General features: G+C 44.0%; 11 protein-coding genes and 1 rRNA gene. 6 read left to right on the plus strand and 6 right to left on the minus strand.

Annotated elements, in window-relative coordinates; genetic code table 11:
- Window positions 1-1,133 (minus strand): 16S ribosomal RNA (locus tag NG821_RS10075); the annotation flags it as partial.
- Between the two features lie 1,087 nt (window positions 1,134-2,220).
- On the opposite strand from NG821_RS10075, the gene NG821_RS10080 reads away from it, so the two are divergent.
- Window positions 2,221-3,066, plus strand: coding sequence for an SGNH/GDSL hydrolase family protein (locus NG821_RS10080; protein WP_252761538.1), 846 nt, complete (start codon window positions 2,221-2,223; stop codon window positions 3,064-3,066).
- A 266-nt stretch (window positions 3,067-3,332) separates the two neighbouring features.
- On the opposite strand, the gene NG821_RS10085 is transcribed toward NG821_RS10080, so the two are convergent.
- From NG821_RS10085 to NG821_RS10095, 3 genes are all read right to left on the minus strand, one after another.
- A complete protein-coding gene (locus tag NG821_RS10085) occupies window positions 3,333-4,475 on the minus strand; it encodes a cytochrome d ubiquinol oxidase subunit II (RefSeq protein WP_252761539.1) in 1,143 nt (380 codons plus the stop codon).
- Window positions 4,476-4,486: 11 nt separating this feature from the next.
- Window positions 4,487-6,049 (minus strand): cytochrome ubiquinol oxidase subunit I, encoded by a 1,563-nt coding sequence (locus tag NG821_RS10090; RefSeq protein ID WP_252761540.1) that lies wholly within the window; start codon window positions 6,047-6,049, stop codon window positions 4,487-4,489.
- A gap of 78 nt (window positions 6,050-6,127) precedes the next feature.
- The gene (locus NG821_RS10095) at window positions 6,128-6,379 is read right to left on the minus strand and encodes a DUF4492 domain-containing protein (RefSeq protein WP_252761541.1); all 252 of its coding nucleotides are present in this window, start codon (window positions 6,377-6,379) and stop codon (window positions 6,128-6,130) included.
- Between the two features lie 340 nt (window positions 6,380-6,719).
- Here NG821_RS10095 and NG821_RS10100 point away from each other — a divergent pair, with 340 nt between their 5' ends.
- Genes NG821_RS10100 through NG821_RS10115 form a run of 4 tightly spaced genes read left to right on the plus strand, consistent with a single transcriptional unit; the run spans window position 6,720 to window position 11,714 of the window.
- Window positions 6,720-8,207 carry a TolC family protein gene (locus tag NG821_RS10100; protein ID WP_252761542.1) on the plus strand — a complete coding sequence of 496 codons (1,488 nt, stop codon included), beginning with the start codon at window positions 6,720-6,722 and terminating at the stop codon, window positions 8,205-8,207.
- A 27-nt stretch (window positions 8,208-8,234) separates the two neighbouring features.
- Window positions 8,235-9,224, plus strand: a complete 990-nt coding sequence (locus tag NG821_RS10105) for an HlyD family secretion protein (protein ID WP_252761543.1) — start codon at window positions 8,235-8,237, stop codon at window positions 9,222-9,224.
- Window positions 9,225-9,235: 11 nt separating this feature from the next.
- Window positions 9,236-10,405, plus strand: a complete 1,170-nt coding sequence (locus tag NG821_RS10110) for an ABC transporter permease (protein WP_252761544.1) — start codon at window positions 9,236-9,238, stop codon at window positions 10,403-10,405.
- Window positions 10,406-10,409: 4 nt separating this feature from the next.
- Entirely contained in the window at window positions 10,410-11,714 is a 1,305-nt protein-coding gene (locus tag NG821_RS10115; protein ID WP_252761545.1) for an ABC transporter permease, read from the plus strand.
- Window positions 11,715-11,899: 185 nt separating this feature from the next.
- Here NG821_RS10115 and NG821_RS10120 read toward each other — a convergent pair whose 3' ends face one another.
- Both NG821_RS10120 and NG821_RS10125 read right to left on the minus strand, forming a co-directional pair.
- On the minus strand, window positions 11,900-12,460 hold the full coding sequence (locus NG821_RS10120; RefSeq protein WP_252761546.1) for a methylglyoxal synthase: 561 nt from the start codon (window positions 12,458-12,460) through the stop codon (window positions 11,900-11,902).
- A 314-nt stretch (window positions 12,461-12,774) separates the two neighbouring features.
- The gene (locus NG821_RS10125) at window positions 12,775-13,353 is read right to left on the minus strand and encodes a YceI family protein (RefSeq protein ID WP_252761547.1); all 579 of its coding nucleotides are present in this window, start codon (window positions 13,351-13,353) and stop codon (window positions 12,775-12,777) included.
- A 409-nt stretch (window positions 13,354-13,762) separates the two neighbouring features.
- Here NG821_RS10125 and NG821_RS10130 point away from each other — a divergent pair, with 409 nt between their 5' ends.
- Complete coding sequence (locus NG821_RS10130) at window positions 13,763-14,092, plus strand: hypothetical protein (protein WP_252761548.1); 330 nt, start codon at window positions 13,763-13,765, stop codon at window positions 14,090-14,092.
- Window positions 14,093-14,139: the final 47 nt, after the last annotated feature.

Raw genomic sequence — 14,139 nt, forward strand, 5'->3', positions numbered from 1 at the left:
ACCTGATGGCAACGGGAGACAGGGGTTGCGCTCGTTATGGCACTTGAGCCGACACCTCACGGCACGAGCTGACGACAACCATGCAGCACCTTCACAGACTTCCCGAAGGACGGTGCCGTCTCCGGCACCTCAGTCTGCAATTCAAGCCCGGGTAAGGTTCCTCGCGTATCATCGAATTAAACCACATGTTCCTCCGCTTGTGCGGGCCCCCGTCAATTCCTTTGAGTTTCACCGTTGCCGGCGTACTCCCCAGGTGGGATGCTTAATGCTTTCACTTGGTCCCGCGGCCCGAAGGCCGCAGAACGGGCATCCATCGTTTACCGTGCAGACTACCAGGGTATCTAATCCTGTTTGATACCTGCACTTTCGAGCTTCAGCGTCAGGTGCGCTCCCGCAAGCTGCCTTCGCAATCGGGGTTCTTCGTGATATCTATGCATTTCACCGCTACACCACAAATTCCGCCTGCGTCGTGCGCCCTCAAGCTCTCCAGTTCGCGCTGCAGTGCAGATGTTGGGCACCTGCATTTCACAACACGCTTAAAGAGCGGCCTACGCTCCCTTTAAACCCAATAAATCCGGATAACGCCCGGACCTTCCGTATTACCGCGGCTGCTGGCACGGAATTAGCCGGTCCTTATTCCAAGGGTACTTGCAATGAACGACACGTCGCTCACTTTATTCCCCTTCAAAAGCAGTTTACAACCCATAGGGCCGTCGTCCTGCACGCTACTTGGCTGGTTCAGGCTCTCGCCCATTGACCAATATTCCTCACTGCTGCCTCCCGTAGGAGTTTGGACCGTGTCTCAGTTCCAATGTGGGGGACCTTCCTCTCAGAACCCCTACTGATCGTCGGTTTGGTGGGCCTTTGCCCCGCCAACTGCCTAATCAGACGCATCCCCATCCGTAAGCGACGGATCTTTGGTCACCTTCCGATGCCTTCGGGAGACTACATAGAGCATTAATCTTTCTTTCGGAAGCCTATTCTCTGCTTACGGCCAGGTTGGATACGCGTTACTCACCCATTCGCCGGTCGACGACTGCACCAAGCAAGCTTGGCGCCCGTTTCCCCTCGACTTGCATGTGTTAAGCCTGTAGCTAGCGTTCATCCTGAGCCAGGATCAAACTCTCCATTGTAAATTGTCTTTCCTGCGCCGCTTTCCGTGTCTCCCGTTAGGGAAACGGGGAAGCGGCGCCTTTGTTCTGTTCAGGGTACCCTTCCGTTCCGACCGCGACTTTCGCCACAGCGGACGGACGGTTCTTTCTTCTTCTACGCTCGGGATCTGCCTGTGTACTCGAAAGTACATAGGCAAGTCCCATTCTTGTACTGCCTGTCTGTTTTATGTGAATCTTTTCAAAGAACTCTTTCTTTCGCCCCCGGTTTTTTGCCGAAAGCGGTTGCAAAGGTATGCATTTCTTCTGAACCCTCCAAATATTTGGGTGGAAAATTCAAACAATTTTTGAAACATTTCGACTTTATTGACAAAGGAAAGTCGGCTAAAACATACGATAAAAACTGCAAAAGGCAGTCTATATGACAATATATCAGTCATATACCATTTATATATAATAAAAATAGAAGCATTTTCAAATAGTTAATCTATTTTTAGCCCAAACATCGAGGATTCTCGACAGATTAAACGAGTAGTACTAACAAAAATCTTGGCTAGATCAAACTTAAACAACTAAAACATTACCTTTAACTCCTATTACGATCTTGGAATCTGGAGTCCGAAAGAGGAGAACCCATGACAACCAAGTTATCAAATAGCACATTAAAAACAGATGATATCCATTAAAAACTAAGCTGATAATATTCTTCAAGAACTAACAAAATAGAAATAAATGAAGTTTTTTCTCAAAGATTACTTAAATTTGCAACAGTCTATTGAAAAAATCAAAAACCGATAAAACATCAACTTGTAAATTCCAATAATACATGTTAGACATAAAAGAAACCCAAACTCGTGAGTTCCTATAATAACGTTGGGAATAAAAGAAACACAAAATGGTAAATTCCATAGTAACGTTAGACATAGGAGAAACATGAACTTGTGGTCCCCGATAGTAACATTGGAAATAAAAGAAACACGAAATAGAGAATTTCTACAGAAACGTTGGAAATAAAGAAGACACGAATGGGGTCTCCCCACAATATATATAATGTGTATCCCTGGAATATATAATAATGACTAGAATAAAAATATCTATTGAAAAAACAAAAATGAAGAAAACACTAACCTTATTATTATGCCTCATTCTGGTGTTGCCAGGAACGGCAAAAAAAACGACAACTGTCTCTAACAACACCTTCGTGCATCCCTGGAGCGGAAAGCGTGTAGCCTACTTCGGAGATTCCATTACCGATCCAAATAATAAAGGATCTAAGAAAAAGTACTGGAATTATCTGCAAGATCTATTGAGCATTACCCCTTACGTATATGCTATCAGCGGGCGGCAATGGAATGATATTCCACGGCAAGCACGTCAACTGCAAACCGAGCACGGGAACCAGTTTGACGCGATACTCATTTTTATCGGAACCAACGATTTCAATGCTGCAGTACCCATAGGACAATGGTACACAGAGACAGAAGACTCTGTTATTGCAGCCGTTCATAAACCTCAAGCCAAAGTACTTCGCAGAAAGCGTACACCAAGTATGGACAGGGGTACATTCCGGGGGCGGATCAATATTGCGCTCAGTACGATCAAGAAAATGTTCCCAACCAAACAAGTTGTCTTGATGACACCTATCCATCGGGCCTATTTTTACGCAGGCAATACAAATATTCAGCCCACGGAAGAATTTCAAAATGCCTGTGGAGAATATTTTGACGCATACGTACAATCAGTAAAAGAAGCCGGCAACATCTGGGCGATGCCAGTCATCGATTTAAATGCCGATTCAGGACTTTACCCCGTCTATGACGAAAGCGCCGTTTATTTTCACACCTTAGACACCGATCGTCTGCATCCCAACGATGCCGGGCATTGGAGAATTGCCCAAACCCTATACTATCAACTAGCTGCACTTCCTTGTGACTTATCCTTTAAAAGTTTAAAATGACATACCATTCAATCGTTAGAGTCTATTGAGCTATCAGATAGTATATTTTGAACATCAAGAAAGCGATGCTGCCCCATGCGGCATTGCTTTCTATAATAAATGTCAGGCGTCAAAAAGAATCAGTAGTTTTTAAATAAGCCATCCTTTCAAAGCCAGGACAAACCCTTTAAGACAGAATCAAACAAGACATATAAAACCAATTCAGGGCAGCAGTCCATTAAGACCACCACCCTGAAATTCACACATATTAGAGAGATATGTATTTATTAATAAGCCGTATCCTTTTTAATATCAGAGTCATTGATTTTCTTCTTATCAATAGCACGCCATGCGAAATAGATATAGACGAAAACGACAGGCAAGAACAAAGAAACATAAAACATCGCCTGAAGAGTCGTCTTGCTGCTACAACTATTCGCAATAGTCAAAGAACTTTGCAAATCAATATTTGAAGGATAAAATGCCGTATTGTTCCAACCAGCAATCAGGAAAAGGACAAACACAGCCAGAACTACTCCAAAGCCAGCCGGCCATATTCCCTTGATATAAGTCTTGCTGAAAATAGTACGGATAACACCGAACAACAGCAAAACGACGCCCACTAGAAAGACCAAAAGCAACGGCCACATTGTGAGCAGGTTTTTCAAATACTTCATCGGTTCCATAAAGATCAGTCCAGTTGCAGGTTGATAGGCGAAGCCGTTTTTCAGAAGAGTCCGAACCAAGAATGTCAGGAAGAACACCAAAAAGGCGATTGTGTTATAGATCAAATGCCTGTGAGCCCTTGTCCGAATTGTTTCATCCGCCACATTATTAATAAGGTAAAGCAATCCGAGAACACGTGCCAGTAAAAAGACAGCTATTCCAAAAATCACATTCCACGGATCCAACAGAGCATCGAGTCCATTACTGGCATTAGCCCAGCGGCTGATGACAGGTTGAAGACTGTTGATCATATTCATCTTGTTGACGATGAAATTAGACCCATCAAAGAATGTAGCCACAGCGCCCCCCAAGAGCAATGGTCCCAGAACGCCATTGACAATCAGGCAAATCTGAAAAGTTTTCGGTCCCAGGAAATTACCCAATTTATTTTGGAACTCATAACTCACAGCCTGAGCGACAAAAGTGAAGAGGATAATCATCCACAACCAATAAGCTCCGCCAAAGCTCGTACTATAAAACAGAGGGAATGAAGCAAAGAAAGAAGCCCCGAAAGTCACTAAAGTCGTGAAGGTAATCTCCCACTTCCGTCCCGTAGAATTAATGACGAGACGTCGCTCCTCAGGCGTTTTACCCAAATCAAAGATCAGGCTGTTAGCCCCCTGGACGAAGAGCAGGAATACGAGGAATGCCCCCAGTAAACTAATTACCAACCACCAGTATTGTTGAAGAAATGAATATGTCATAATCTGATTATTTAAGCATTAACCTTTAGTGTATCACTCTCCGTATAGTCCGGACCTTTCTTAATCTGTTTGCAAAGAATACAGATCTCCACGGCCAGCATAGCCGTGAACAAGATAAGGAAGATGAAGAAAGTCAGGGCCACGGAACCAGAATGCAAATCAGAGACAGCCACCCAAGTCGGCAGCATATCCTGGATCGTCCAAGGTTGTCGTCCAAATTCAGCTACCAGCCAACCCGATTCACTCGCCAGATAAGTCAGAGGCAGGAAAATGATCGATATCACAGACAGCCAACGATAGCGACTGATATCTTTCTTTTTGACCATCCACAGATCCACGATAAAGAAGAGGATCAAGAGAAAGCCAATTCCGACCATTGCACGAAATGCCCAGAAATTCACGGGGATAAAAGGTACGATCTGATGCGGATTTTTGACATATCCATATCCGAAATACTTGATATTATCCATTACCGTCTTTTTCGTGACAGCATCTTTCTTGCCGCTACGGTATTGCGTCAGGGCAACAATCGCCTTTTTGCCCATTGCCATTTTCTGTTTTACAGAAGGCTCCCGAGAACCATCAGGCAACTTATAACCATTGAGTATGTCATTGATTCCAGGTACATAACCATTCAGGCTTCTGGTGGACAACAGAGAAAGACCATGAGGAACCCCCAATTTCAAAGAAGCCTCCTTTTCATTCACATAATCAGGTTGCTTAAATGGGTTCACGGCAGCTACGACCGTCAAACTCTTGCCATTTCCACCATTATAAAGCGCTTCCATAGAAGCCAATTTCATCGGTTGCGTTTTAGAGACCATATAAGCTGAATTATCCCCCAACGCTACTGTCAGCACAGAAGAGACAAGTCCGACGATTGTCGCAATCTTGATGCTCTCCTTAGCCAATTTCACTTCCCTGTGTTTCAGCAAATACCAACTGCTCACAGCGACGCAGAAGACAGCTCCTATGACCCAGGAAGAAGTAACGGTATGGAAGAACTTATCCACCGCAAAAGGAGAAAGAGCGATGTCAGCGAAAGAACTCATCTCAAAGCGCATCGTATCAGGATTGAATACAGAACCGACAGGGTCCTGCATCCATGCATTTGCCACCAGAATCCACCAAGCCGAAAGCGTGGCGCCTAAACCAGTCAGCCAAGTAGAGGCCAGATGGAATCCGGGAGAGACTTTCTGCCAACCGAAAAACATGACAGCCACGAAAGTAGACTCCATAAAGAATGCGAATATACCTTCAATGGCCAAAGGGGCACCGAAGACATCCCCCACGAACCAGGAATAATTACTCCAATTCGTTCCAAACTCAAACTCCAGAATAATACCTGTAGCCACCCCCATTGCAAAGTTAATCCCGAAAAGACGTTGCCAAAAGCGGGCTGCATCTTTCCAGAAAGCTTTCCGAGTACGGTAGTAACACGTCTCTACAATGCCCATAATAACGGCCAACCCCAGAGTCAGCGGAACGAACAGCCAGTGATATATAGCCGTCAGAGCGAACTGCGCCCGGGACCAGTCGATTGTTGAGGTTGTAATATCCAATAGGTTTATCATACCATTATGATTTATAAATTAATATTGATTATTCTATGTCATCGCATTGAAGGCACCATCAAGAGAAGGTCACCCAACTTATTTCCCCTGCACATGAAGCACATCAGCAGGTGCTTTTCTGCCGAGGACTTGTTCAGATACGAATTGACTCTCTTGTCCCTTCTTTGCATGATGATTGATAAAGTCAGGAAAGAAAAAGACCTTTAATATCGCGAAGATAATAAAGAGTTTGATCAAGATAACGGTCCAAAGTGTCTTTCCTACTGTCATATCACGAAAACCATCATAATATAGGTGGAAAACAGAAGATAGTAATTTATTTCGTTTCATACATATTACAGTTCACGGTAACGATGCAAAGTTAGAAAAATAATTTGAACGTTGGTCCTTTTTTCGCTAAAAATATTACATTTAATTCATTTAACTGTAAACCCTTACTTTTTTCTTGGTTAATTAACATAAATACATTACATTTGCATCATGTATATAGAGAAACAATAGCTATTATAAGAGTAGGAGCAAGTTTGCTTATTCGATTACTATCGGTGAATTTGAGCAAAAACAGAGTTACTGTCCTACAAAGAATTATAAGCAAGAAGTAGTGTCTGATAGAGAGACACGATGCTTACAAAAGTTAAATCCATATCATTCAAGGATTGAATTCATGTTCATGAAGAAATTATCAACAATTGTCGCCTTATTAGGAGTTCTGCTACCTGCAACAGCGCAACAGACATTCAGCCTGCAGGATTGTAGAGAGATGGCCCTACGCAACAACAAGCAGCTTAACATTTCCAAATTGAATGAGAAAGTAGCCTATAACACGCAGAAAGCAATGCGCACCAAGTACTTGCCCAAAGTTGACGCTATTGGCGGTTACCAGTATTTCAACCGGGAAATATCCTTACTTGACAGCAAGCAAAAGGATGCTTTAAGCAACTTGGGCACCAATGCCGTAGGCGGTTTCAGTTCAGGAGCTTCAGACTTCATCAACTCTTTAGTCCAGCAAGGGCTTATTACGCCTCAGATGGCCCAGCAACTTGCCGGTCTTTTACAACAACTTGGTCCTTCAATGAGTCAATTTGGAAACCAAATCGGAAACCAAATTAAAAACGCATTGCGAACAGATACCCACAATATCTGGTCAGGCTCCGTCATGATCAGAGAGCCGATCTATATGGGCGGTGCCATCAATTCCGCAAACAAGATTGCAGACATCAACCAGCAGTTGGCTGCCAACGGCGTCGACTTCACCACACAGAACACCTTATATAATACTGATCAAGCCTACTGGATGGTCGTATCACTCAAGCAGAAGCAAGACCTAGTCTACAGCTACCGCACACTCGTCAAGAAACTCAGCAATGATGTTCACAAAATGATTGCCCAGGGGGTTGCGACCAAGTCCGACGGACTTCAGGTAGACGTAAAGGTGAATGAAGCAGACATGCAGGTGACGCAGATTGAAGACGGATTGTCACTCAGCAAGATGTACCTTTGCCAACTTTGCGGGCTTCCCCTTGATAAGGATATTCGCCTGGCTGATGAGAACAAGAAAGACCTGACAGCCCGCGAGGTGCCGATCATCCAGCCCACCGATTCAGACCTGATGTCACGACCGGAAATCAGAATCTTGCAAAACACCTTGGATATCAGCAAGCAGAACACCAAACTCGTCAGGTCAGAATACCTGCCCCATGTGATGGCGACGGGAGGATATATTGTATCAAGTCCGAACGTACTCAACGGATTTGAGAAAAAGCTATCAGGCCTTTGGAATATCGGAATAACCGTCCAAGTCCCCTTATGGAGTTGGAATGAAGGAGCGTATAAGGTCAGGGCAGCCAAAGCTGCATCAAACATTGCAGAAATGCAAATAGCCGATACGCGGGAAAAGATACAATTACAGATCTCTCAAAGCAAATTCAAGATAAAAGAAGCGCATAAGAGGTTCGACATGAGCACTCAGAATCTGAGGAGCGCTGACGAGAACCTCCGCTCTGCCACCTTGGGATTCAAGGAAGGCATTATGAATGTCACGGATGTCATGAGAGCCCAGACGGCATGGCAGCAAGCCCAAAGTCAGAAGATCGATGCAGAGATCGACTTGGAACTTGCGCAGACAGAATTGCAGAAAGCTCTTGGTACTTTAAAATAATAACAGAAATAAAAATCACGCTATATTATGTCAGCGAAATCACAACATAACAACATTATGCTCGCAGCCCTAGGATTTACCTTGGTCGTTGTCGTTGTGGGCATTATCGGTTTTTTCACTTTTGGAAAGCAAGACGACATCATCCAAGGAGAAGTGGAAGTTTCTGAATACCGAGTATCCAGCAAATTACCAGGGCGTATCATAGAGCTCAGGGTAAAAGAAGGGGACTATGTCCATGTAGGAGACACCCTTGCCGTCCTTCAAGTTCCGGAAGTGTCCGCACAGAAGCAAGTAGCCGAAGCTACAGGACAGGCGACACAAGCCATGCAAGACCTCACAGATGCAGGAGCCCGCAAGCAGCAGATCGAAGCAGCCTACCAAGGTTTGCAGGCAGCCGTTTCAGCACGGACCATTGCCCAGAAGACCTACTCCCGTATGCAGAACCTCTACAATGAAGGTGTCATTGCAGGGCAGAAACGCGATGAAGCCCTGGCGGCCTATCAAGCCACAAAGGCCCAAGTCAAAGGAGCCCAAGCCCAGTATGACCTCGCCAAGAGCGGAGCCCGCAGCCAGGAAAAGCAAATTGCGGCCCACAACACGCAAGCAGCCCAATATGCAGTAAAGGTCGTCAACTCCCTTTTGAAAGAAACTGTCCAGATTTCGACTGTCGAAGGAGAAGTTTCCGATGTTTATCCTGAAGTAGGAGAACTCGTCACCATGGGGTCACCGATCATGAGCATCAACATCATGGATGACCTTTGGGGCGATTTCAACGTCAGGGAAGACCATCTGAAACACCTGAACCTCGGTCAGACCTTCACGGCATACGTCCCGGCATTTGACAAATACATCAAGATGCGGGTCTACTATATCAAAGACGAAGGATCCTATGCTACCTGGAAAGCGACAAAGACCACCGGGCAGTACGATCTGAAGACATTTGAAGTCAAAGCAAGGCCCATCACCCAATTGGAAGGCTTAAGGCCTGGTATGAGCCTGATTATCAAAAAGAAATAAAAGGTAAACCATTGAAAGCCCTCAAAGACATTTACCTGATTGCCCTAAGAGAATGCGGCAATATAAGAAGGAATCCCATCTATGCATTCTGCATGATCTTCTTCCCCATTATCGTGGTCATCTTTTTCACTTCACTAATGGGGGAAGGAGTACCTGCGAATATGCCTGTAGGAGTCGTCGATTTGGACAATACAACTACTTCACGAGCTCTTGTACGCCAATTAGACGGTCTGCAGTCATCACAGGTCGTACAAAGCTACGAGAATGTGAATGAAGCCAGAAGAGACATCCAGAAGGATAACATCTTCGCATTCCTCTACATTCCCAAAGGTATGACTAAAGACATCGAAAGAGGAGAGCAAGGCAAGATATCTTACTATTACAATGCCCAATTCCTTCTAGCCGGCAACTTGACCTTCCGCGACTTGAAAGTCGTTACCCAACTGGGAACGGCCAGTGTAGGAATCACCAAGCTCGCAGCGTTGGGAAAGTCAAATGAAGAAATCGCCGCCAACCTCCAGCCTGTTGCCATCGACCTTCACATGGTCGGCAATCCCTGGACCAATTATAATGTCTATCTGAGTTCTTTCATCGTCCCGGGAGTTCTCCTCCTCTTCGTGTTCCTGATTACCCCCTATTCCATTGGTACCGAACTGAAATTCAAGCGGTCAAGGGAATGGATAGTGATGGCACATGACAACATCTATGTGGCCTTGGCAGGGAAGATGCTGCCGCAAACCCTCATCTTTCTCTCCATCTTCTATTGTTTCGAATTTTACATCTATTATGTCTTGGGATTCCCCCATCCGGGAGGAGTAGGCAGAATGCTTTTAATCGGATTCCTGTCCGTCATCTCCTGTCAGAGTTTCGGTATATTCTCCTTTGGATTGATGCCAGCCCTCCGTCTGTCAATGAGTATCTGTTCACTATGGTCAGTTCTCAGTTTCTCAGTCGGTGGAGCCACGTTCCCATTGGAGAGCATGGACCCGGAAATTCAGGCATTCGCTCAGATGTTCCCTTTGAGGCATTATTATGTCATCTACCATACATGCATATTCAACGATTTCTCCCTTTCCTATGTTTTCGGTAATATCCTTGCATTGTGTTGCTTTGCAATACTGCCGTTGTTGACAAACTGGAACTTGAAACGGGCGATGTTGCATGATATATATATTCCGTAAATAAATGGAACAAGAAAGTTTTTTCAAAGCTGTCGGACACGGCATCCAAGATATGTGCTATATCTGGGTAAAGGAGATACGCAATGCCTTTACTGATGAAGGTGTACTCATCTTCTGTATTCTTGTGCCACTCCTCTATCCGCTGGTCTATTCTTGGATTTACAACAATCAAGTTCTCCGGAATGTCCCTGTAGCCGTGGTAGATCTGTCACACAGTCATCTGAGCAGACAGTTTATCCGCGATTTTGATGCCAGTCCAGACACAAAAGTTGCCTATTACTGCGACAATCTTGAAGAAGCCAAACAGTTAGTCGGCAGGAGTGCCATACACGGCATCCTCTATTTCCCTGCCGATTTCGAAAAAAAAGTTTATCGAGGAGAAAAAAGTTATATCAGTGCTTATACCGACATGAGTTTGATGCTCTACTATCGTGCGATATACAGTACATCCATCAGTATAGCCAATAAGGTCAATTCAAAAATTCAAATCGGCCGGTCAGTTAATTTCACTAATCAAGAAGATCTGGTCAGCACAATCCCCATAAAGACAGAAAACATACCCATCTTCAATGAGCCGGGAGGATACGGTGATGCCATTATCCCCGGTGTCCTTATGCTGATACTCCAGCAAACCTTACTGTTAGGCATCGGTCTTTCAGCAGGTACGGCAAGGGAGAACAACAGATACAAGGAGCTTGTACCTATCAGCAGGCACTATATGGGGACATTCCGAATCATCTTAGGCAAAGCGATGGCCTGCTTCATGATCTATAGTCTACAAGCAGCCTATGTCACACTTTGTGTACCCCATTTCTTCCATTTCACGGAATTATCCACGCCATTGGCACTCTGGGGATTTTTGGTCCCCTTTATCCTTGCTGTGACGTTTTTCGGGATGACCATGTCGTGTTTTGTACGTTATCGGGAGAATGTCTTATTGCTCGTCATGTTCACCTCCGTTCCTTTCCTGTTCATGTCAGGCGTATCCTGGCCGATCAGCAATATCCCCGGTTTCTGGGAAGGTGTAGCCAGTTTGATACCCTCTACATGGGGCATCCGTGCCTTTATCTCCATCAACAATATGGGAGCGACCTTAGATGAAATTCAGAAGTTTATCATACCCCTTTGGATTCAAGTTGTCGTCTATGGTTTCACGACGTTCCTGGTTTATCGTTACCAATTGAAACTCACCAAGAAACAGGCTTATTCTGCTATTGAGGATATCAAGAACCAAGCAATCGCTGCAAGGGACGAGAAAGAAAAGGACACACCCGAAAAAACTGAAACCGATAAGACTGACAAAGAATAAGGGACCGTTATCGATTTCCTCACGGAGGATAACCTCAATATCCTTTACGAAAAGAGAAGAAAGTCGTTCACGCTCTTTCAGAAAACAAAAAAGCAATGCCCAATCAAGTGCATTGCTTTTATCTTAATATGCTTTCCCGGAAAGACAAATCCGTCCTTTACGAAGGAGCGAATTTCACAACCACCTTATTTTTCAGGTGCAGGCGTATCCTCTTTTTCCAGAGTCTGTTTAGTATCCTGTTCTTCTATGACTGATTTGACAGCCTCCTCAACCAGAGGTTTATTGGCAAAACGATGGGCATAAGAAGAGAAATCAGGTTTGATCCGTTTATAAGTAGCGTCCTGGAACAGCGGGCTTGAAATAATATGGTCAGCTGTGGAACGATTGCAGCATACGACAATATTCTCGACATTGCATAAGCGAGTCAACGCCCTCACGTCAGAATCATGCGGCTGCATCGTCATTGGATCCGTGAAGAAAAACAGATAGTCAATGCTTCCACCTACAATCAGGGAGCCCATCTGCTGATCACCGCCCAAAGGACCGGAATTAAGAATAGTAAAATCCCACTTCACATCCGGGTGTTTTTTAGACAAAGCTGCCAAGATCATATGTCCTGTAGTACCCGTAGAATAAAATTTATGTCCGATTAACTTTTTAGAATTCCACAAACACCATTCTATCAAATCCTTCTTGTTGGCATCGTGTGCCACCAAACCGATGTTCCTTTTCACAAAATCTTCCATAGTCATTATTTTTAATTTCACATAGGACTAAAAGGCATTACCAGACTATTTTCATCAAATCATACCCTCTTGCCTTCACAAACTTTTCAAAATACAATCACTTCAGACACCAATATCTGAATAACTTGACATTCACTTCTATCTACAAAGATAAAATTGTTTTGTGTATGAAACAAGCATATTGGTGAAATTCTTGTTACACCGCGTGTTAATGTGCGTTAACACATCAAATTTTCACGCCCTGTCTTTACCTATACTCAGACAGGCTTGCACTCTCGCACAAGCCTGTCTGTATTTCATTTCACTCCAAAGAATCAAGCTGCAGGACTAAATTCTACATTCACGACAATCCTGATGTTCTGGCTGATGAGCGCTTCAGGAAACTTTGGTCCCAAGTCAAAATCCGCGCGTTTGACAACACCAGTCACCTGAAACCCAGCTGTCCTCTTATTATTCATAGGATTAGTCACCATCCCATAGAAGACCGCATTCAGCGCCACCCGCTTGGTAATGCCATGGAAAGTCAGATTACCGTATATGACCCCTCTCTTGGCACTTGTCTTTTTAATAGATGTACTCTTGAAAGTCAGCAGCGGATATTTGGCAGCATCAAAGAAATCTGCCGACCGCAGGTGGTTATCACGCATCTGTACATTCGTATTTATACTCGCCACCTTGGCCGTCACGACAATCTTGGCATCCGTATAATCCGGTTTAGTTGTTGTCACAACAACATTGAAATCATCAAACCTACCTTCTATCTGTGAGATGGTCAGATGCTTGACTACAAATCCCAAACGAGAATGATCAGGATCATTTTTCCAAGTGATGGTTTTAGCATTTCCCAGCATGGACACCATAACAGCCAAAGCCACTAATACATATTTTCTCATATTGTTATTATTAAGTTACACATATCATTTCTCTCTATACAAAGAAAGCACATTTTTTTATATCTACCAAACATTCACGCCGAATTCGCGTAAAAAAGTATGACTCCCCTATCTTAATCAAGATCAAGGTCCAAAAGGCGGTCAACTATTGGCACTACTCTCCAATAATTCGGTCAATGGGGAATATTCCCCATCCCGAAAACGGCATCGGGGCATTGGTTTGGGGAATTTTTCCACATTAATTCCCCAAATTCCCCATATTTAGGAGTTGGCATGGCATGGTACGTTTTTAGTAAACGTATTGATAATCAGTAATTTATATCATTCACGTGTTTTTTGGCACGCCTTTGGCACTATATTAAGTAGAACAAGTAGTAAATATTTTATTAATCATTTAAAGAATAAAGATATGAAAAAGTTATTTGTATTAGTAGCAATGTTAAGCATGAGTTTTGCAGCATTTGCACAGGTAGAAGGAACCGATTCCGCAAAGACAGACACAGTTAGTACATCAGCACAGACAGAGCAGCCAGCTACGGCACCCGCAGCATCATCTGATTCAAAGACCCTGCCGCAAGCCATAACAGATTACATTACCAAAAATTATCCAGGCGCAACAGTCTCTGATTTCACTAAAGCTGACGAAAATGGAGCAACCATTTACTCAGTAAAGATCCAGACCAAAGACAACGCTGTCTTTACTGAAAAGTACAAAGAAAACGGTGAAGTAGTACAATGAAAATTTGAGAGTTGATATTAAATCGAGTAGAGGGGGGAGCAGGCATT

The sequence above is a fragment of the Segatella cerevisiae genome (genome assembly GCF_024054555.1).
In the GTDB taxonomy this organism is placed as follows: Bacteria; Bacteroidota; Bacteroidia; order Bacteroidales; family Bacteroidaceae; genus Prevotella; species Prevotella cerevisiae.